Origin of the sequence: Joostella atrarenae, from assembly GCF_021764745.1 — a bacterium.
In the GTDB taxonomy this organism is placed as follows: domain Bacteria; phylum Bacteroidota; class Bacteroidia; order Flavobacteriales; family Flavobacteriaceae; genus Galbibacter; species Galbibacter atrarenae.
The window spans coordinates 39,865-59,997 of the sequence record NZ_JAETXX010000003.1 but is presented as its reverse complement, the minus strand read 5'-3'; the positions used below and the strand labels follow the sequence as shown (position 1 = coordinate 59,997).

General features: G+C 33.3%; 18 protein-coding genes. 12 read left to right on the top strand and 6 right to left on the bottom strand.

Annotation, left to right across the window (positions count from 1 at the left end; all coding sequences use genetic code 11):
- The first annotated feature begins 4 nt into the window (after positions 1-4).
- The 4 genes from mazG (at position 5) to JM658_RS06930 (ending at position 3,284) form a co-directional block, all read left to right on the top strand.
- Positions 5-778, top strand: coding sequence for a nucleoside triphosphate pyrophosphohydrolase (gene mazG / locus JM658_RS06945; RefSeq protein WP_236958528.1), 774 nt, complete (start codon positions 5-7; stop codon positions 776-778).
- 248 nt (positions 779-1,026) lie between these two features.
- Positions 1,027-2,403 (top strand): MATE family efflux transporter, encoded by a 1,377-nt coding sequence (locus JM658_RS06940; RefSeq protein ID WP_236958527.1) that lies wholly within the window; start codon positions 1,027-1,029, stop codon positions 2,401-2,403.
- An 80-nt stretch (positions 2,404-2,483) separates the two neighbouring features.
- A complete protein-coding gene (locus tag JM658_RS06935; RefSeq protein WP_236958526.1) occupies positions 2,484-2,714 on the top strand; it encodes a hypothetical protein in 231 nt (76 codons plus the stop codon).
- Positions 2,715-2,717: 3 nt separating this feature from the next.
- Entirely contained in the window at positions 2,718-3,284 is a 567-nt protein-coding gene (locus JM658_RS06930; RefSeq protein WP_236958525.1) for a phosphatase PAP2 family protein, read from the top strand.
- 74 nt (positions 3,285-3,358) lie between these two features.
- Here JM658_RS06930 and msrB read toward each other — a convergent pair whose 3' ends face one another.
- Positions 3,359-3,856 (bottom strand): peptide-methionine (R)-S-oxide reductase MsrB, encoded by a 498-nt coding sequence (gene msrB / locus JM658_RS06925; protein ID WP_236958524.1) that lies wholly within the window; start codon positions 3,854-3,856, stop codon positions 3,359-3,361.
- 132 nt (positions 3,857-3,988) lie between these two features.
- Between msrB and JM658_RS06920 the strand changes: the two genes are divergently transcribed.
- Positions 3,989-4,495: a GTP-binding protein gene (locus tag JM658_RS06920; RefSeq protein ID WP_236958523.1), complete on the top strand. Its 507-nt coding sequence runs from the start codon at positions 3,989-3,991 to the stop codon at positions 4,493-4,495.
- Between the two features lie 60 nt (positions 4,496-4,555).
- Here JM658_RS06920 and JM658_RS06915 read toward each other — a convergent pair whose 3' ends face one another.
- Both JM658_RS06915 and JM658_RS06910 read right to left on the bottom strand, forming a co-directional pair.
- Entirely contained in the window at positions 4,556-5,056 is a 501-nt protein-coding gene (locus tag JM658_RS06915) for a hypothetical protein (protein ID WP_236958522.1), read from the bottom strand.
- Positions 5,057-5,126: 70 nt separating this feature from the next.
- Positions 5,127-5,996 carry an alpha/beta fold hydrolase gene (locus JM658_RS06910; RefSeq protein ID WP_236958521.1) on the bottom strand — a complete coding sequence of 290 codons (870 nt, stop codon included), beginning with the start codon at positions 5,994-5,996 and terminating at the stop codon, positions 5,127-5,129.
- Positions 5,997-6,136: 140 nt separating this feature from the next.
- Here JM658_RS06910 and glgB point away from each other — a divergent pair, with 140 nt between their 5' ends.
- From glgB to JM658_RS06890, 4 genes are all read left to right on the top strand, one after another.
- Positions 6,137-8,047, top strand: coding sequence for a 1,4-alpha-glucan branching protein GlgB (gene glgB, locus JM658_RS06905; protein ID WP_236958520.1), 1,911 nt, complete (start codon positions 6,137-6,139; stop codon positions 8,045-8,047).
- A 58-nt stretch (positions 8,048-8,105) separates the two neighbouring features.
- On the top strand, positions 8,106-10,505 hold the full coding sequence (locus JM658_RS06900; protein ID WP_236958519.1) for a glycoside hydrolase family 31 protein: 2,400 nt from the start codon (positions 8,106-8,108) through the stop codon (positions 10,503-10,505).
- A 61-nt stretch (positions 10,506-10,566) separates the two neighbouring features.
- The gene (locus JM658_RS06895) at positions 10,567-11,388 is read left to right on the top strand and encodes a M48 family metallopeptidase (RefSeq protein ID WP_236958518.1); all 822 of its coding nucleotides are present in this window, start codon (positions 10,567-10,569) and stop codon (positions 11,386-11,388) included.
- Between the two features lie 129 nt (positions 11,389-11,517).
- On the top strand, positions 11,518-12,825 hold the full coding sequence (locus JM658_RS06890) for an MFS transporter (protein ID WP_236958517.1): 1,308 nt from the start codon (positions 11,518-11,520) through the stop codon (positions 12,823-12,825).
- Here the strand turns inward: JM658_RS06890 and JM658_RS06885 are convergent.
- Both JM658_RS06885 and clpB read right to left on the bottom strand, forming a co-directional pair.
- A complete protein-coding gene (locus JM658_RS06885; RefSeq protein ID WP_236958516.1) occupies positions 12,818-13,411 on the bottom strand; it encodes a TetR/AcrR family transcriptional regulator in 594 nt (197 codons plus the stop codon). The genes JM658_RS06890 and JM658_RS06885 overlap by 8 nt on opposite strands.
- A 295-nt stretch (positions 13,412-13,706) precedes the next feature.
- Complete coding sequence (clpB, locus tag JM658_RS06880) at positions 13,707-16,313, bottom strand: ATP-dependent chaperone ClpB (RefSeq protein WP_236958515.1); 2,607 nt, start codon at positions 16,311-16,313, stop codon at positions 13,707-13,709.
- A 213-nt stretch (positions 16,314-16,526) separates the two neighbouring features.
- Between clpB and ytxJ the strand changes: the two genes are divergently transcribed.
- Both ytxJ and JM658_RS06870 read left to right on the top strand, forming a co-directional pair.
- A complete protein-coding gene (gene ytxJ / locus JM658_RS06875) occupies positions 16,527-16,913 on the top strand; it encodes a bacillithiol system redox-active protein YtxJ (RefSeq protein ID WP_236958514.1) in 387 nt (128 codons plus the stop codon).
- A gap of 3 nt (positions 16,914-16,916) precedes the next feature.
- Positions 16,917-17,315, top strand: coding sequence for a GNAT family N-acetyltransferase (locus JM658_RS06870; protein ID WP_236958513.1), 399 nt, complete (start codon positions 16,917-16,919; stop codon positions 17,313-17,315).
- Positions 17,316-17,422: 107 nt separating this feature from the next.
- On the opposite strand, the gene fahA is transcribed toward JM658_RS06870, so the two are convergent.
- Positions 17,423-18,727 carry a fumarylacetoacetase gene (gene fahA / locus JM658_RS06865; RefSeq protein ID WP_236958512.1) on the bottom strand — a complete coding sequence of 435 codons (1,305 nt, stop codon included), beginning with the start codon at positions 18,725-18,727 and terminating at the stop codon, positions 17,423-17,425.
- Positions 18,728-18,838: 111 nt separating this feature from the next.
- Between fahA and glyA the strand changes: the two genes are divergently transcribed.
- Entirely contained in the window at positions 18,839-20,113 is a 1,275-nt protein-coding gene (gene glyA / locus JM658_RS06860; protein WP_236958511.1) for a serine hydroxymethyltransferase, read from the top strand.
- Positions 20,114-20,133: the final 20 nt, after the last annotated feature.

Here is a 20,133-nt window from a genome sequence, read left to right as displayed (position 1 = left end):
ATTTATGAATACCAGACAAGATCAATTAAAAGCAATAGACCGACTCTTAACAATAATGGATGAGTTGCGAGAAAAATGCCCGTGGGATAAAAAGCAAACGTTACAAACCTTAAGGCATTTAACTATTGAAGAGACATATGAGCTTGGTGATGCTATTTTAGATAATAATCTTGAGGAAGTAAAAAAGGAGCTTGGAGATTTATTATTGCATATTGTTTTTTATTCCAAAATTGGAAGTGAAACAAGTGATTTTGATATTGCAGATGTAGCCAATGGAATTTCTGAAAAATTAATTCACCGTCATCCACATATTTATGGTGATGTTAAAGTAGAAAATGAAGAAGAGGTAAAGCAAAATTGGGAGAAATTAAAGCTGAAAGAGGGAAAGAAAAGTGTGCTTGAAGGAGTTCCTAAAAGTTTACCAGCATTAGTAAAGGCAAGTAGAATACAAGATAAAGTAGCAGGAGTAGGTTTTGATTGGGAAGAGCCACAACAAGTTTTTGAAAAATTACAGGAAGAGCTTGGAGAGTTACAAGTAGAAGTAGATAAGCAAGATCATGATAAAATGGAAGCCGAATTTGGAGATGTTCTGTTTTCAATGATTAATTATGCTAGATTTTTAAAGATTAATCCTGAAGATGCTTTAGAGCGCACTAATAAAAAATTTATCAAGCGCTTTCAATATTTAGAAGCTAAATCTAAAGACCTTGGGAAACCACTTTCAGATATGACATTAGCGGAAATGGATGTCTTTTGGGAAGAAGCTAAAAAGGCATAAACTTCAGAAATATAAAACATGCTTTCTCTTTGTTTATGACTAATGTTGTAATATGGTTCCGAACGTTTTTTATAATTCAACTTTGAATTTTAGATACATTTTTAAAAGCTTTTATGCTTGTATTTATTCTTTTGGAATTCAGGTTTTTGTGAGTTTTTATTATTGTAATTAAACAAGAAAGCTAAAACCAATCTTTCATTAGGACAACATAACCGTAAAATGTATCTTTGCGCTTTCAAAAACGCTTCATGATTTTAGAACAATACACTAAAGAATTTGCATATAATTTAAAATTATCATTCCCAGTTATATTAGGAATGTTAGGGCATACATTTGTTGCTTTTGCAGATAATATAATGGTAGGGCAATTGGGAACAGCACAATTAGCGGCAGTTTCCTTAGGGAATAGTTTTATATTCATAGCGATGTCTTTAGGGATTGGTTTTTCTACAGCGATAACTCCTTTGGTAGCAGAAGCCGATGGAGCTGGAAATATAGAGATGGGGAGATCTTCTTTAAAACACGGACTCTTTCTAAGTACAATTATTGGTTTAGCACTTTTTGTAGTCTTACTTTTTGCAAAGCCACTAATGTATCTTATGGATCAGCCACGTGAAGTGGTAGAAATTGCATTACCATATTTAGATTTAGTAGCATTTTCTTTAGTTCCTCTTATTATGTTTCAAGCACTAAAGCAATTTTCGGATGGCTTGTCCGCTACAAAATACCCAATGTATGCAACCATTGTTGCTAATGTGGTAAATATAGTATTGAATTATTTATTCATTTTTGGAAAGTTTGGATTTCCAGAACTCGGAATCATTGGAGCAGCTATTGGAACGCTAGTTTCACGATTTATGATGGTGATTTTCTTATGGTGGCTTTTCAAAAATAATTCTAGAATTAGTCAATATATAACTAACTTTAAGTGGAAGGTTATAGAGAAATCTATGATGAAGAAAATTGTGAACTTAGGACTTCCTTCCGCTTTACAAATGTTTTTTGAAGTTGCTATTTTTACATCTGCAGTATGGCTAAGTGGTGTATTAGGTAAAAATCCACAAGCAGCAAATCAGATCGCTTTAAACCTTTCTAGTATGACGTACATGGTTGGAGTAGGTCTAAGTGTGGCTGCAATGGTTAGAGTTGGAAACCAAAAAGGATTAAATAACTATAAAGAACTCCGTAGAATAGCAATATCTGTATTTTTTCTAACGTTCTTAATAGAAGTTGTATTTGCTCTTTTCTTTATTGTATTTAGACATTGGCTTCCTACTATTTATTTGGATCAAAACGATTTGGTAAACATCGCAGACAATACGGAAGTAATTACGGTAGCAGCACAATTACTATTGATAGCAGCTTTTTTTCAAATTTCTGACGGACTTCAAGTAACATTTTTAGGAGCATTAAGAGGTTTGCAAGATGTTAAGATCCCTACGATAATAACTTTTATAGCGTATTGGGTTATAGGTTTCCCGATTTCTTATTATTTAGGACTAAAAACGTCATTAGGGAATATGGGGATTTGGATTGGTTTATTATCAGGTCTCACCATTGCCGCGATATTTTTGTACTTTAGATTTAATTATCTAACAAAAAAACTCATTGCTTCTCAGGAATAAGTTCCTTTGAAGGGTAGAAGTATATTATATAATAGAAGTACTAAAATATTCAGAAATAACAAGAAATAATTACTTAAAAAATGGAATTACCAAAATTTATATTAGGAGATAACACAGACTATCCAGATGCTATTTTTATAATTCATACAGAATATCCGCAGTTTATAATTAACCTTGAGAATGACGAAGTAGAATGGTTAGAAGATTTTTCTGCTGAAGATGAAAAAGAACTTACGACAGAAGCGGAGAGTCTTATTGAAGCTGCAAATCAGTTCTACGATCGTGAGGTGAGTAGATACGGAGATGCTTAGAATATGGAGACGTTAATAGATAAAGATCAGCAGCTTTTTTTATACTTAAACGGACTAGGAAGTGAGCCGTATGATGCCTTTTGGATGTTTATGACAGATAAATGGTCTTCTATCCCTTTATATGTTTTTCTCCTCATTTTATGTCTTCGTACATTAAAATGGAAAAAAACAATTGTAGTTTTAGTATTAGTTGCTTTAATGATAGGTGTTACAGATCAATTAGCTAATGCCTTTAAATATGGTTTTGAACGACTAAGACCTTGCCATGAGGAGAATATTGTTCCTTTAATGAGGTTAGTAAAATCATATTGTGGCGGACAGTTTGGGTACTTTTCTGCACACGCATCTAATTCGTTTGCAGTAGTTACTTTCTTTTCTATTCTTTTGAATAAAAATTATAAATGGTTGCCAATGGTTTTGGTAATATGGGGAATTACAGTGGCTTATAGTAGAATTTATATAGGAGTACATTATCCATTAGATGTAATAACAGGTATATCTATTGGAATGATTTTGGGATTACTTTTCTCAAAACTTTTTAAGTATATAATCAAGCGTTTTGCTATATAGAAAAAGCAGTTACTTTTCTGTGTTTTAAATAGAAAAGTAACTGTTAATTACATAGTAATTATATACTGTAAATTTTATTTTTCGTCTGGAACAAAATTTAAAGCGACTCCATTTATACAGTGTCTTTTTCCAGTTGTTTCTCTCGGCCCATCATCAAATACATGGCCTAAATGTCCACCGCATTTTGCACAATGTTCTTCGTCTCTGGGAACACCAATCTTATTATCAACCCCATAGGCTACATTTCCTTTTATAGCTCTATCGAAACTAGGCCATCCAGTACCAGATTTAAATTTATCTTCACTTCTAAATAGTGGAGTAGCGCAGGCAGCGCATACGTATGTTCCTGTTTGCTTGTTTTCAAGAAGTTCACTCGTAAAAGGACGCTCTGTTGCAGCTTTTCGTAAAACAGCATACTCGTTTGGAGTGAGTATTTCTTTCCACTCAGCATCAGTCTTAGAAATAGGAAATTTAGAGCCTTCTTTAGTATTAGCTTCGTGTTTATTATCTTGAGCTTTAGTATTACAGCTAAACAGTAAAATAAGGATAAAAGGGAGAAATATATTTTTCATATAAATAATGTGTATTTTAAGGTTACTTACGTAGTTTTAGTCGAATTAGTTTTAAATTCCTTTCAAATTTATACTTTATATAAGTTACTTTTAGAGATATTATAATTTATAGGCTAAAAAATTAATATATAAATGTCTACAACTAACACGATTGTTTTAAGACCGAGGTTTAAAAAGGAATTATCTATAAGGAGTGAAACTGTTTTAAAGACCTTTGAAAATAGTAAAGTAACACAGCAAGATTTTATAATTACTCGTATCGATGATCATGTATTTATAAAATATCCTAAGGCAAAGCAACATTTTTGGTCTCCACAATTGCATTTAGAGATTAATGCTATAGATGAAAATTCTAGTTTGTTGTACGGACTCTTTGGACCCAATCCTACCGTTTGGAGTTTATTTATGTTCTTTCACTTTATGGTTGCGGCATTATTTATAGGAATTGCTGTTTGGGCTTATACAAATTGGTCTTTAGATAAAACTTATAGTATGCAATTGAGTATTATGATGCTATTAGTTTTAATATGGATAGCATTGTATTTTATAGGAAGCGTAGGGAAAAATTCAAGTAAGAAAGAAATGCACGAATTATATGCCTTTATGAATGTTATAATTCAGAAAGAGCGTAAGGAATAACTATTGTATAAAAAAAGCCCGAAGATATCTTCGAGCTTTAAGAATATATTATTTATTTTTTTAATTCATTTTCTGTATAGTGCTGATATTAGCAGCTTCCATAACTTCATTGATATTAGAAGTATCAACCTCGTTAATCAAATCTGAAGGTACTATAACAACTCTAAAAGTCTGATTGCTTAATAAATCTTCCCCAAAAGCTGAAAAATTTGAAGTTTCAGCAATAATATTGATATCACTTAGGGTAAAGTTAAATCGGTGTCTTAAGTCGTCTCCAGTATCAGGATTAAAGAATACTGTTGGTAACGGCTCCCATACATCTTGACCATTAAAAACCGATTCTAATCTATATGCGAGCATTACATCTCCTTCAACTAAAGGCGGGTCAAATGTAGCTTCGAATACATTGCTAGTTTCAGAGAAGCTTACATTATTATATTCAAATGTTTCTCCAACGATGTTAACACCGTCCATTCCGTCCAATCCATCTCGGCCATCTTCTCCACTACAAGAAGTAAGTATAAGTGCTGATACAAATAAAAGTGTGATTATTTTTTTCATAATGATTTGTTTTGTTAATCAATTGCAAATGCTATGCCATTATTTTTAATGGTTTAAAAATACTATTTTTTTATGAATGTTCTTTTATAAACTCCACAAGCTTCTGTATTACTTTTTGGTCTCCAAGGATCTTACGGTGCCCAAGTCCTTCGCTAACATACAGTTGTGAATTTTTTAAAATCTGGTGGATATTTTCAGATGAGGAAAGAGGGGAGTCTAAATCATTTTTATCATGCATCAATAGCACGGGAATATCAACTTTTTCAGCAACAATACTCGCTGAATAATTATTTACATCTTCCATAGCGAGCTTATCTAAATCTGTTTTGATGATATCTCCAATTTTCTCTTTCAGTCCTAATTTAGAGGTAAAGTCGTAAATAATATCATCTATTTTATCTCCGCTACCAATTAGCACCATAGCATTTAATTGGAGTCCATTTTTTACAGTGTTTAAAAGTGTCATGCTTCCAAAAGAATGACCTACGGCAGCTTCAAAAGGGCCAAAATTCTTATCGATTTCCATTACAGCATCAATAAACTCTAGCATATTTGTAGTTTTTCCACCAGAGAGACCATGTGCAGGGCCATCAAAACTTATCGTACTGTAGCCTTCTTCTAATAGTCTATCTGCAATTTTAGAAAGCTGTGTCCCGCGGCCGCTCCATCCATGAACAAGTAAAATCTTTTTAGAACTTACTCCATACTTATAAATTACAATCTCCCTGTTTATAGATGGAACAAACATCGGCTCTTTAATGGCCTCAGTTTTCATTTTTTGCTCTCTCTTAGGAGTAGGATGTTTTATTGGAGTTGCAAATAGTTTTGATACATATTTACTAGCTATCTTCGGAGAAATAAACTGTAACGTTTTTGCAGAATAGGTAATTAGTCTTGGAATTTTTATGGTCTGCTGATAGTTTTCTTTCTTAGTTGACATTTTAAAAATCGATTTAAGCTGCAATGTATTAATTTTAATTCCTTTTTTTATACATTTAAGAAGCAGAAAAAATAAAACCAAAAGATGAAAAATAAGCTTTGCAATGATAGAAACACCATTTTAAATAGCTATTTTGTAGTATGATGAAAGTGATACCACATAGTTTATTTACGGAATTTGACATCGATTTATTTAAATCAGGAACCCATTACCGACTTTATGAAAAGTTGGGAGCTCATATTATAGAAAAAGATGGCGTTAAAGGCTGCTATTTTGCCGTTTGGGCACCAACTGCTAAAGCTGTTTCTGTGGTTGGAGATTTTAATTATTGGCAAAAGGGAGAGCATCCTCTTCATGTAAGGTGGGATGAGTCTGGAATTTGGGAAGGTTTTATTCCTGGAATAACAAAAGGTACCATTTATAAATATAAAATAGTTTCTAACAATCAAGATATAGAAACTGAAAAGGCAGATCCATTTGCCTTTTATAGTGAGCAATCGCCAAATACAGCATCTGTAGTTTGGGATACTTCGCATAAGTGGAAGGATATCGATTGGATGGAGAACAGAAAAAATATTAATAATCTAGATAACCCTTTTTCTGTTTATGAAGTCCATATCGGTTCTTGGAAACGTAAAATTGAAGAGGCTGGTAGATCTTTAAACTATTTAGAGCTTGCAGAAGAGCTTGTTTCTTATGTTAAAGAAATGAACTTTACACATGTGGAGTTCATGCCTGTAATGGAGTTTCCTTACGATCCTTCTTGGGGGTATCAAATAACAGGCTATTACGCACCTACTTCTCGCTTCGGAAAGCCTGAAGAGTTTATGGTTTTAGTGGAAAAACTGCATGAAGCAGGAATAGGAGTTATTTTAGATTGGGTGCCTTCTCATTTCCCTGATGATGCCCATGGATTAGGATTCTTTGATGGTTCTCACCTTTATGAGCATCCCGATAGAAAAAAAGGATATCATCCAGATTGGAAGAGCCTTATTTTTAATTATGGAAGAAATGAAGTGCGTGCTTTTTTAATTAGTAATGCTATTTTTTGGCTTGATAAGTTTCATATCGACGGATTAAGAGTGGATGCTGTAGCTTCGATGATTTACCTCGATTATTCTCGTGAAGATGGGGAGTGGGATCCAAATATTTACGGGGGAAGAGAAAATTTAGAAGCTATTTCTTTTCTGAAGGAAATGAATAAAGCTGTCTACGCTAATTTTGAAGGAGTACAAACTATTGCAGAAGAATCGACTTCTTTTTCTATGGTTTCTAAGCCTGTTTATTTAGGTGGTTTAGGATTTGGAATGAAATGGATGATGGGATGGATGCATGATACACTAGAATACTTTAAAAAAGGTCCCGTTCATAGAAAGTATCATCAGAATGATCTTACCTTTAGTATGACATATGCTTTCTCAGAAAATTTTATGCTACCATTAAGTCATGATGAAGTGGTACATGGAAAGAGCTCTATTTTTGGTAGGATGCCTGGAGATGAATGGCAACGCTTTGCAAATTTAAGATTGCTTTTTGGGTATATGTATACACATCCAGGAACAAATCTTATGTTTATGGGAAGCGAGTTTGGGCAATCTGATGAATGGAATTTTCAAAGAAGCTTAGATTGGCATTTATTGCAGTATGAGGGACATAAAGGAGTGAAATCTTTTATTGCTGATTTAAATAAGCTTTACAAGGAAGAGCCTGCACTTTATGAGAAGCAATTTAGTAGTGAAGGCTTTCAGTGGATTAATTTTGACGATGCTAATAATTCTGTTCTCTCTTATATTCGTAAAGGGCATTATGTGGAGAACGATCTAATTGTAGTCTGTAATTTTACACCTATAGTTAGAGAGAATTATAGAATTGGATTACCGAGTAAAGGTAATTTAAAGGAGCTTTTTAATAGCGATAATACTAAATATCATGGTAGTGGAATTGAAAATAGTAAAACGCTTCAAATAGAAGAATTTGCCTATAATGGAAGAGATTATTCAGTAGAAATTACATTACCACCATTATCAGTTGTGGTTTTTAAAATTAAATAAATATAGTATTCAGTCTTGATGTTTTCTTTTTTTCAAAGGGACTTTAAAAAACAATTTTATGATTACTAATACTGAACTAGAGTATAAAGGAAACCTATTTCCTTCTCAGATTACATCTCATAAAAAAGAGGTAGATAAAATAACATTCTATACTAAAAATAATGTGGCGCTGCAGATTTCTTTTCTAAGAGATAGTGTATTGCGTTTTAGGTATGCTGCAGAACAAGATTTTGAAACAGACTTTTCTTATGCTATCTGTGATGATGCTACTTATGGATATAATTATCTTGGAATTGAAGAGAAAGAGGATCATTTTACCATGCATACTTCTAAACTGGAAGTTCGTGTATCTAAAAAAGACCTTCGTTTAGCAATTTTAGACCTTGATGGTAATATTTTAAATGAAGATGAATTAGGTTTCCATTGGGAAGAAAGTTATCATTATGGAGGGAATATTGTAAAAATGAGCAAGTTTTCCCAAGAGTCGGAAAGTTTTTATGGAATGGGAGATAAGCCTTCTCAATTAAATCTCCGAGGAAAACGTATTGAGAATTGGGTAACCGATCAGTTTGCGTATAGTAAAGACCAAGATCCTTTATACAAAAGTGTTCCTTTTTATATAGGAATGCATCACGATACTGCCTACGGTATTTTTTTCGATAATACCTTTAAAACTCATTTTGACTTTTGCAACGAAAGAAGAAATATAACAAGCTTTTGGGCAGATGGAGGAGAGATGAATTATTATTTTATCTATGGACCTTCCGTAGCGGAAGTTGTTGTAGGCTATACAGATTTAACTGGTAAGCCAGAATTACCTCCATTATGGACTTTAGGTTTTCATCAATGTAAATGGAGCTATTATCCAGAGAGTAAAGTAAAAGAAGTCACTAATAAATTTAGAGAATTGCAGATTCCATGTGATGCTATCTATTTGGATATCGATTATATGGATGGCTTTAGATGTTTTACATGGAATAAAGATTACTTTCCAGATCCTAAAAGAATGGTTGCCGAACTTGCTGAAGATGGATTTAAAACAATAGTAATTATAGATCCTGGTATAAAAATCGACAAAGATTATTGGGTTTATAAAGAGGCTGTAGAAAATGATTATTTCTGTAAACGTGCAGATGGCCCTTATATGAAAGGTAAAGTATGGCCTGGAGAATGTAATTTTCCTGACTTTACAAATCCTAAAGTTAGAGAATGGTGGTCTGGATTGTATAAAGAATTGATTGCAGATATTGGAGTAAAAGGGGTTTGGAATGATATGAACGAACCTGCAGTAATGGAGGTTCCTGGGAAAACTTTTCCAGATGACGTTCGCCATAATTATGAAGGTAATTTTTGTAGTCATAGAAAAGCACATAATATTTACGGTATGCAAATGGCGCGTGCTACATATGAAGGACTTAAAAAGTATTCTTTCCCAAAGCGACCGTTTGTAATAACAAGAGCGGCGTATTCTGGAACACAGCGTTACACTTCTTCGTGGACTGGAGATAACGTTGCTACATGGGAACATCTGTGGATTGCAAATGTGCAGGTGTTGCGTATGGCGATGAGTGGGATGTCTTTTACAGGCAGTGATATAGGAGGTTTTGCAGAGCAACCTTCAGGAGAATTATTTGCTCGATGGATTCAGTTAGGGGTTTTTCATCCTTTTTGTAGAGTCCATTCTAGTGGAGATCATGGAAATCAAGAACCTTGGTCTTTCGATGATGAGGTGACAAATATTACAAGGAAATTTATAGAGTTACGTTATCAATTACTCCCGTATTTGTATACTATGTTTTATGACTATACGGAAAATGGAATTCCAATGTTGAAATCGCTTGTTTATTTTGATCAAGAGGATCCGCATACACATTACCGTAATGATGAATTTATTTTCGGAAATCAGATATTAGTATGTCCTATTTTAGAACCCAACTCAAAAGGACGAAGAATGTATATTCCTAGAGGAAATTGGTATAATTATTGGGGAGGAGAGGTTTCTAAAGGAGGAAAAGAATGTTGGGTAGAGGCAGATATTGATAAAATTCCAATTTTTATAAAAGAAGGAGCCATTATCCCTAAATATCCTGTTCAACAATATGTAGGGGAGAAAGAAATCGAAGAGTTAACATTAGATGTTTATTATAAATTAGGAAAAGAAGAATCTAATGTTTTTGAAGATGCTGGTGATGGGTATGATTATAAAAAGGGACGTTATAGCTTAAGAACTTTTAAGTTAACAGGAAAAGAGAATCAGTTAATTATACAGCAATTTAAAGAAGGAAAATATGAAACTCCTTATGATTGTTTTAAAATAAATTTAATTGGTTTGCCGTTTAAAATACATGCAGTAGAAATTGATAATGTAGAAATTCTTATGGAAGAAGTAATGATTAATGGAGATGGTAACATGACAATTCAGAAAGAATTTACTCAACTTCATATAAAAGGATTCTAATATTTTATTATTTTCGTATTGTAAATAAATATCATTTTGTAAGTATAATAAATAAAAGATAATGAAAAAGTATATATCTATAGGGGTTTTTATCTTGTTAGTAATTGGTTGTTCAACGAATCCGTTTACAGGAAAGAGCACTTTAAACTTTAAGTCTAATGATCAGATTTTTCCAACTGCTTTTGCTGAATACGATAACTTCTTACAAACCAATAAAGTTGTAAAAGGTACCGCTGATGCAGAAAGTATAAATAGAGTAGGGCAGCGAATTGCTAAAGCAGCAGAACGTTGGTTCAATGCAAATGGTTATGAGGGGTATTTAAAAGATTACCGTTGGGAATATAACTTAGTAGATGACGAAACTGTAAATGCTTGGTGTATGCCTGGAGGAAAAATAGTTTTTTATACAGGGATATTGCCTATCACACAAACCGATACAGGAATAGCTGTAGTAATGGGGCATGAAGTTGCACACGCATTAGCAAATCACGGAGCACAACGTATGAGTGCTTCTACATTACAGCAATATGGAGCGTTAGCAGGAAATGTTGCATTAGGAATGAGCGGAAGTAGTGCTCAAACTTTAGACATTTTTAATCAAGCATATGGTATTGGTTCTCAAGTAGGAGTTATGTTGCCTTTTAGTAGAAGTCATGAAACGGAAGCTGATGCTATTGGGTTACGTTTAATGGCAATTGCTGGTTATAATCCAGATGAGGCTTCTAAGCTTTGGGAACGTATGAGTGCTCAAAGTGGAGGAGAAGCGCCTTCAGAAATAATGAGTACACACCCTTCTAACGAAAGTAGAATTCAGAATTTAAAAGCATTAGCACCAGCAGCAAAAGAAGAAGCTGCAAAGTTTGGTGTAACTTCATTTAAGTAAATATTTTTTACTTCAGAAGTTTTATAAATAAGTATATTTGGAGAGAGTGTCTGAAAAGTTGAATATCTCTAATGTTGTTTTGATAACAGCTTAGAAAACTTTTCAGGCTCTCTCTTTTTAATTATTATTATGGCAACATTACAAAAAGGAAGTAAAAAGTTACTTAATGCATGGGCATTCTATGATTGGGCTAACTCAGTTTATAGTTTAACAATAGCTTCCGCTATATTTCCTTTATTCTATGGGGCGCTATTTAGAGATGCTGGAATAGAAAAGATAACCATCTTTGGAGGAGAAATTGCAAGAGGTCCTTTAATTACATATGTAACTTCTTTTGCCTTTTTGGTAGTTTCTGTATTGACACCATTATTGTCTGGAATTGCCGATTATGCAGGAAATAAGAAGTTTTTCTTGAAAATGTTCTGTTATATAGGTTCGTTAGCTAGTATCGGACTTTATTGGTTTAATCTTGAAAATATCTATTTGAGTTTAACTATTTATTTCTTCGGATTGATTGGTTTCTGGGGGAGTTTAGTTTTTTATAATTCATATTTACCAGATGTGGCCTATCCTGAGCAGCAAGATAGATTGAGTGCCAAAGGGTATTCTTTAGGCTACATTGGAAGCGTATTTCTATTATTACTTAATTTAGTAATGATTATGAAATATGAATGGTTTGGGTTTTCTGGACCAGGAGAACCAACAAAAATCTCTTTTGTATTAGTAGGGGTATGGTGGGCAGTTTTTAGTCAATATTCATTTTATTATTTACCTAAAGGGAATGGTAATAAAGGGAAAATAACAAAAATAGTACTTTTTAATGGTTTTAAAGAGCTTAAAAAAGTATGGAATAAACTAGGAGAGAATATCAGATTAAAAAAATACCTAGCAGCATTCTTTGTATATAGTATGGGGGTTCAAACCGTAATGTTAGTAGCTTCTTATTTTGCAGAAGAGGAATTAGCTTGGGAAAGCGATAGCCAAAGAACTACAGGTTTAATAATTAGTATTCTATTAATCCAGTTAGTTGCGGTAGCAGGAGCGATATTGACCTCTCGTGTTTCTGAGAAAATAGGAAATATTAAAACCTTAATTATTATAAATATTATTTGGGTAGCTCTTTGTTGTACTGCTTATTTTGTAGTTACTCCAGAGCAGTTTTATGTTACTGCTGCTTTCGTAGGGCTGGTGATGGGAGGAATACAAGCTTTATCTCGTTCTACATATTCTAAATTTTTACCAGAAACAAAAGACACAGCATCTTTTTTTAGCTTTTACGATGTTGCTGAAAAAATAGGGATTGTAATAGGAATGTTTCTTTATGGTTTTATGGCGCAGATAACAGGAAGTATGCGTGCATCAATTCTTATTTTAGGACTGATATTTTTAATAGGAGTATTTTTATTGCTGAAAATTCCAAAAGAAAAAACTACTTAAACCGCTGATTGATGGTGTCTAAAATAACATTTAAGCAGTCGTTTATATAAGATTTGTCATTTGTAGTCTGACTCATAAATATGGCTCCTTGGATTAAGCTGAAGAATCTTTTACCATAAACATCGCCATATATTGTATTCCGGATTTCCCCTATCTTTTTTGCTTCATTTATTTCATGACTTATAAAACTTTCAATTTTATTAATGCTTTCTTGTACTTTTTCTAAAAGCTCAGGATGCATATTTTTAGCATCGGCACCTGTGTTTATAATTGGGCATCCTCCAAAATCACTTGTAAAATCATAATAGTTTTTATAAAATTTCACAAAAAATATAAGACGCTCTAAAGGAGTTTCTCCTTTATTCATATATAATTCTAGCCTTGAGAGGATGGTGTTTGAGTTGAAATCGAAAGCATATAAAGAGAGCTTTTCTTTGTTCTCAAAATTACCATAAATGGCACCTTTTGTAAGTCCTGTAGCCTTAGTGATATCGTTTAAACTAGTAGCAGTATATCCCTTTTTATTGAAAATTGGAGCAACTGTTTTAATAATAAACTCTGTAGTTTTCTCTGCTTTAGATGTCATTGTAAAAGGTGTATAATCAATCAAATATAATAAATAATACTGAAAGGTATCTTTTTTTGAAGACTTGAATTTATTTCTAGGAATACCGTATGGTTATTTCTGTTGTAACATGCTTATAAAATTCATCTATAAAATAAAACACCCGTGATATAAATACCACGGGTGCCTTAACTAACCAACCAACTTAAAATTAAATAATTCTCGAGGAATTATCTAACCTAATCTTAAAAACATATCATTTTAACTAACAGTTTATCAGTCGGTTAATATGTTTTAAACTTACACGCTTTGAATGTTAATTTTCTATTAAATCAGATTGATTTCTAAAAACTAGTTCTCCATCAAATTCATCTAATAGAATAATGCTATCAGCGTTGACTTCCCCTTTCAAGATTTCCTTAGAAAGGTTGTTTAAAACCTCTTTTTGGATAACTCTTTTTACGGGTCTTGCACCGTATTGTGGGTCGTAACCAAGTTTTGCTAAATGAGCAATAGCTTCTTCTGTAGCATCTAGCGTTATATTTTGTTTAGCAACCATTTTTGTAATTCCTTTTATTTGTAAGCGTACAATAGATTTAATATTGTCTGCAGTAAGTGGTGTAAACATTACTATATCGTCAATACGATTTATAAATTCTGGTCTTACACTTTGTTTTAGTAATCCTAAAACTTCAACTTTTGCAGCTTCTGTTGCACTTTCTACATCTTTGGTTGCTTCAAATTTCTCTTGGATAATATGACTACCAATATTACTTGTCATTATAATAATAGTATTCTTAAAATCAGCCAATCGTCCTTTGTTGTCTGTTAATCTACCTTCATCTAATACCTGTAATAAGATATTAAATGTATCTGGATGCGCTTTTTCTATCTCATCTAAGAGCACAACAGAATAAGGTCTACGTCTTACCGCTTCTGTAAGTTGTCCGCCTTCATCATAACCTACATATCCTGGAGGAGCTCCAACAAGTCTACTTACCGAATGACGCTCTTGGTATTCACTCATATCAATACGAGTCATCGCACTTTCATCGTCAAATAAGTATTCTGCTAAAGCTTTTGCAAGCTCAGTTTTACCAACTCCTGTAGTTCCTAAGAATAGGAAAGAACCAATTGGGCGGTTGGCGTCTTGTAATCCAGCACTACTTCTTCGAATTGCGTCAGAAACAGACTCAATAGCTTCTTCTTGTCCAACAACTCTTTTGTGAAGCTCACTTTCAAGGCGTAATAACTTCTCACGATCACTTTGTAGCATTTTAGTAACAGGAATACCTGTCCATTTACCTACTACTTCCGCAATATCTTCATTGGTAACCTCTTCTTTAATAAGCGTACTTCCATTAGATTGCTGTACTTCTAGTTGCTCTTTTAGTTTTTCTAACTTCTCTTGAGCTTCTTTTATTTTACCATATCTAATTTCAGCAACTTTCCCGTAGTCACCATCTCGTTCTGCACGTTCTGCTTCTGCTTTAAAATGTTCTATGCTTTCCTTTGTAGTTTGAATATCATCTACAATATCTTTTTCTCCTTTCCATTTCGCATAAATCTCATTTCGCTCTTCTTTTAAGTTAGCCAACTCCGCATTGAGCGATTTTAACTTACTTTCATCATTTTCTCTTTTTATAGCCTCAATTTCAATTTCCAATTGCATGATTTTTCGATCGAGAACGTCTAAATCTTCAGGTTTGGAGTTTATCTCCATTCTGATTTTAGAAGCGGCCTCATCCATTAAATCAATGGCTTTATCTGGAAGAAAACGATTCGTAATATAGCGTTGAGATAACTCTACAGCAGCAATAATAGCTTCATCTTTAATACGAACTTTATGATGTGTTTCGTACTTTTCTTTTATTCCACGCAATATGGAAATCGCACTTTCTGTATCAGGTTCGTCTACAATTACCTTTTGGAATCTACGCTCCAAAGCTTTGTCTTTTTCAAAATATTTTTGATACTCATCTAAAGTAGTAGCCCCAATAGCACGAAGCTCTCCTCTTGCTAATGCAGGTTTTAAGATGTTAGCAGCGTCCATAGCCCCTTGTCCACCTCCAGCGCCTACTAAAGTGTGTATCTCATCAATGAAAAGAACAATATCTCCATCTGAAGTAGTAACTTCTTTAATAACTGCTTTTAGTCGCTCTTCAAATTCTCCTTTATATTTTGCTCCCGCAATAAGAGCTCCCATATCCAAAGAAAAAATCTGTTTATCTTTTAGGTTTTCAGGAACGTCTCCTTGTATAATTCTATGCGCTAACCCTTCTGCAATCGCAGTTTTACCAACTCCTGGCTCTCCAACTAACATCGGATTATTTTTTGTTCTACGAGATAAAATCTGTAAAACTCTACGAATCTCTTCGTCACGGCCAATTACAGGATCTAGCTTTCCTTCGTCTGCAAGCTGGTTGAGGTTTTTAGCAAATTTATTTAGAGAGTTATAGGTATCTTCGGCACTGGCAGAAGTTACTCGATCTCCTTTTCTTAACTCATCAATTGCAGTTTTTAAAGCTTTCTCTGTTACTCCTTGATCTTTTAAAATCTGGGCGATTTTACTCTTAGATTTAAAAATTGCTAAGATTAAGTGTTCAACAGAAACAAATTCATCATTCATTTTTTTAGCAATGATACTAGCTTCGTTGAGTGTGCTTCCTGCGTCTCTAGACAACATAAGTTCTCCTCCTTCAACTTTAGAGAAACTGTTTAAGGTGCTATCTAATAATTGCTTTAATAGCGTAATATTTACATTTAGTTTCTTCAGAAGAAAAGGCAATACATTTTCGTCTACATCAAATAACGCTTTGAATATATGTTCGTTTTCTATTTGCTGGTGTCCATAGCCTTGCGCAATCTGTTGCGCTTGCTGTATGGCTTCTTGTGATTTTATGGTGAAATTATTTAAATTCATTATATCTATAGTTTATTTTTGTTTGGTATTAATCAATTAACGTACCTTTTTTAAATACTGTCTTTTTGGCGCATTTAAGAGTTAATGAGCTGACTTTTTGACTGGATGTAAGTTTTGTTATCTTTTGTCAACTAATGAAATAGCCTTATATTCTCAAATTAATTAGTTACTTTGAGTTTTAAATTTTGAATAAGAATTTTATACTATAAATTTATGAATTTTTTTAAATCGATCTTCGGAGGAACTGAAGAAAAAGATGATAAATCCCTTAATTGGAATCCTTTAATTGCTACTGATCAGTTTGCTGAAATTAAAGAGGAATCAAAATCTATATGTGTGGTTATATTTAAGCATAGCACAAGATGTGGTATCAGTAGGTTTGCACTTAATAATTTTGAAAACTCTTATGCTATTTCAGAAGAAAAAGCAAAACTTTATTATTTGGACATCTTGAGTCATCGTGATGTATCTAATGCACTTGCTCAGGAGTTTAATGTAATACATGAAAGTCCACAGTTATTGATAGTTAAAAATGGGAAGTCTGTTTATAATGAATCCCATGGGCAAATAGATGCAGATAAAATTGCTGAGTTTATATAGCAAATGATTCATTTAATTAAAACCGACGCTTCTAATCTTGATTTCATTGATTTAGTGAAGCATTTAGATGTCTATTTGGCTAAAATGGACGGTGATGCACATGAGTTTTATGATCAATATAACAGAATAGAAAACCTAAAGGAGGTAATAGTAGTTTATAAAAATGGGGAAGCTGTTGCTTGCGGTGCAATAAAACCTTTTGATGCTGCAACAGTAGAAGTAAAGCGAATGTATGTGAATCCAGATTATAGAGGAGAAGGAATTGCTACGACTGTTTTATTGGCATTAGAAAAATGGGCACTAGAACTAGGTTTTTCAGAAGCAATATTAGAAACTGGAAATAGTTATCATGATGCAATTGCACTTTATATTAAAAATGGATATTTTCAGATTCCCAATTAGGGACAATATGTGGAAAGCGATTTAAGCGTGTGTTATAAGAAGTATTTAAAAAGGTAAAATAAAATAGGCTGTCGAATTTGACAGCCTATTTTTATAAAAAAAAGATATTATTTCTTAACCTTTTTAGGATTGTTTGGATTGTAAGGAGGAAGTAGTTTATTAGAAACCTCTCCAAAACCAATTCGAACATTATCATTCTTACAATAACCTCTCATGGTAACAGTATCCCCATCATTTATAAACTTACGTTCAGTTCCATCTTTCATTTTAATAGGCTTTTCACCTCTCCAAGATAGCTCTAACATAGAACCGTAAGAATCTGGTGTTGGACCAGAAATTGTTCCACTTCCCATCATATCACCGCTATTTACTTTACATCCATTTATTGTATGGTGTGTAAGTTGTTGAGCCATGTTCCAATACATATGTTTAAAATTACTATTGGTAACGGTAAGTGGCTCGCCGTTTTCAGGAGTTACATCCACTTGTAAATTGATGTCAAAGCTTTTCTTTCCTTCATGAATTAAATACGGTAAAGGCTGTGGATCTTGTTTTGGACCTTCTACTCTAAAAGGTTCCAAGGCATCTAATGTTACGATCCATGGCGAGACAGAAGAAGCAAAATTTTTAGCTAAAAATGGTCCAAGAGGAACATATTCCCACTTCTGAATATCACGAGCACTCCAGTCGTTAAATAAAACCATTCCAAAGATATAATCTTCCGCTTCTTCTATCGGAATAGGTTCTCCTAATTGATTTGCATCTGTAGTAATAAAGGCCATCTCTAGTTCGAAATCTACAAGTTTTGATGGTCCAAATACTGGTTCCGTAGCGCCAGCAGGCATCGTTTGTCCTTTTGGTCTGTGAATCGGAATACCAGAAGGAACAATAGAAGAACTTCTTCCGTGGTATCCAACTGGAATATGTAGCCAGTTAGGAAGTAAAGCATTATCAGGATCACGAAACATAGTACCAACATTGGTAGCATGCTCTTTACTACTATAAAAATCAGTGTAATCTCCAATCTGCACAGGAAGTTGCATTTCTATTTCATCAAGTCCAAAAAGGACTATCTTTCGATGCTCTTCATTGTTTTTAAGAGTTTCATTTTTTATATCAAAAATCTCAGCGATTCTATTTCTTACCAGTCTCCATGTTTTTTTTCCATCAGAAATAAAATCATTTAAAGTATCCTGTAAAAAGATATCATCTGTTAATGGGATTTCATTAAAATATCCTAATTGATGCAGTGCTCCAAGGTCGATTGCAGTATCACCGATACGTGTACCGATAGTAATTACATCGTCTCTAGTTAAAAAAACACCGAAAGGAATATTTTGTATTGGGAAATCAGATTCTGGTTGAACTGTTAGCCAAGATTTTCTATTTGGATTGTTTGCTGTATCAGACATGACAATTTTGTTAATTATTGTTTGATAAATTAGAATTTAAAGGTAGCATTTTCTATTAATTAACCGAATCTATTTTATATTTTTGAGCATTCTTTAACGAAATATTCCGAAATGAAAAGAGACGAACAGATTTTTGATCTTATAAAGGCTGAAAAAAAGCGACAATTAGAAGGTATTGAGCTAATTGCATCAGAAAATTTTGTGAGCGAGCAGGTTATGGAAGCTGCCGGTTCTGTATTAACAAATAAATATGCTGAAGGATACCCTGGAAAACGTTATTACGGTGGGTGTGAAGTTGTAGATGAAATCGAAACTATAGCAATAGAGCGTGCTAAAGAGCTTTTTGGTGCAGCATATGCTAATGTACAACCACACAGTGGATCGCAAGCTAATACTGAAGTTTTTGCAGCTTGTTTAAAGCCAGGAGATAAAATTTTAGGTTTTGATCTTTCTCATGGAGGTCACCTTACACATGGGTCTCCAGTAAATTTCTCTGGGAAATTATATAATCCTGTGTTTTATGGAGTAGATAAAGAAACAGGGCGTTTAAATTATGATACTATTGCTGAGGTTGCAGAAAAAGAACAACCAAAATTAATTATTGCTGGAGCTTCTGCTTATTCTCGAGATATTGATTTCGAAAAATTCAGAAAGATAGCAGATAGTGTAGGAGCTATTTTAATGGCAGATATATCTCACCCTGCTGGATTAATTGCAAAAGGAATTTTAAATGACCCTATTCCTCACTGTCATATTGTAACAACTACAACTCATAAAACTTTAAGAGGACCTCGTGGTGGACTGATATTAATGGGGAAAGACTTTGAAAATCCTTTTGGATTAAAGTTGAAAAATGGTAATCTTAAAATGATGTCTTCTCTTTTAGATAGTGCTGTATTCCCAGGAAACCAAGGAGGACCTTTAGAGCATATTATTGCCGCTAAAGCAATTGCTTTTGGAGAGGCATTAAGTGAAAACTTCTTACATTATATCGTTCAAGTAAAGAAAAATGCAGCAGCAATGGCTCAGGCATTTGTAAAAAGAGGTTATAATATTATTTCTGATGGAACGGATAATCATATGATGTTAATCGACCTGAGAAATAAAAACTTATCAGGGAAAGAAGGAGAAGAAGCGTTAGGGAAGGCTAATATAACAGTAAACAAGAATATGGTTCCTTTTGATGATAAGAGTCCATTTGTTACCAGTGGTATTAGAATTGGAACTGCTGCAGTAACTTCTAGAGGTTTAGTTGAAGAAGATATGGAAGCTATTGTTAACTTAGTTGATGAGGTTTTAATGAATCGTGAAGATGATACTAAAATCGAAGCAGCTAAGAATCATGTATACCGATTAATGGCAGACAGACCTTTATTTAAGGCTTAAGCTGTAATTATTTATAATAT

Excerpts from the sequence above, each read along its gene's own strand:
- JM658_RS06870 (WP_236958513.1), top strand. The coding sequence starts at position 16,917 with ATGATTCATTTAATTAAAACCGACGCTTCTAATCTTGATTTCATTGAT.
- JM658_RS06890 (WP_236958517.1), top strand. The coding sequence starts at position 11,518 with ATGGCAACATTACAAAAAGGAAGTAAAAAGTTACTTAATGCATGGGCA.
- mazG (WP_236958528.1), top strand. The coding sequence starts at position 5 with ATGAATACCAGACAAGATCAATTAAAAGCAATAGACCGACTCTTAACA.
- fahA (WP_236958512.1), bottom strand. The coding sequence starts at position 18,727 with ATGTCTGATACAGCAAACAATCCAAATAGAAAATCTTGGCTAACAGTT.
- glyA (WP_236958511.1), top strand. The coding sequence starts at position 18,839 with ATGAAAAGAGACGAACAGATTTTTGATCTTATAAAGGCTGAAAAAAAG.
- JM658_RS06935 (WP_236958526.1), top strand. The coding sequence starts at position 2,484 with ATGGAATTACCAAAATTTATATTAGGAGATAACACAGACTATCCAGAT.
- JM658_RS06910 (WP_236958521.1), bottom strand. The coding sequence starts at position 5,996 with ATGTCAACTAAGAAAGAAAACTATCAGCAGACCATAAAAATTCCAAGA.
- JM658_RS06900 (WP_236958519.1), top strand. The coding sequence starts at position 8,106 with ATGATTACTAATACTGAACTAGAGTATAAAGGAAACCTATTTCCTTCT.
- ytxJ (WP_236958514.1), top strand. The coding sequence starts at position 16,527 with ATGAATTTTTTTAAATCGATCTTCGGAGGAACTGAAGAAAAAGATGAT.
- JM658_RS06885 (WP_236958516.1), bottom strand. The coding sequence starts at position 13,411 with ATGACATCTAAAGCAGAGAAAACTACAGAGTTTATTATTAAAACAGTT.
- JM658_RS06940 (WP_236958527.1), top strand. The coding sequence starts at position 1,027 with ATGATTTTAGAACAATACACTAAAGAATTTGCATATAATTTAAAATTA.
- glgB (WP_236958520.1), top strand. The coding sequence starts at position 6,137 with ATGATGAAAGTGATACCACATAGTTTATTTACGGAATTTGACATCGAT.
- JM658_RS06895 (WP_236958518.1), top strand. The coding sequence starts at position 10,567 with ATGAAAAAGTATATATCTATAGGGGTTTTTATCTTGTTAGTAATTGGT.
- JM658_RS06920 (WP_236958523.1), top strand. The coding sequence starts at position 3,989 with ATGTCTACAACTAACACGATTGTTTTAAGACCGAGGTTTAAAAAGGAA.
- msrB (WP_236958524.1), bottom strand. The coding sequence starts at position 3,856 with ATGAAAAATATATTTCTCCCTTTTATCCTTATTTTACTGTTTAGCTGT.
- clpB (WP_236958515.1), bottom strand. The coding sequence starts at position 16,313 with ATGAATTTAAATAATTTCACCATAAAATCACAAGAAGCCATACAGCAA.
- JM658_RS06930 (WP_236958525.1), top strand. The coding sequence starts at position 2,718 with ATGGAGACGTTAATAGATAAAGATCAGCAGCTTTTTTTATACTTAAAC.
- JM658_RS06915 (WP_236958522.1), bottom strand. The coding sequence starts at position 5,056 with ATGAAAAAAATAATCACACTTTTATTTGTATCAGCACTTATACTTACT.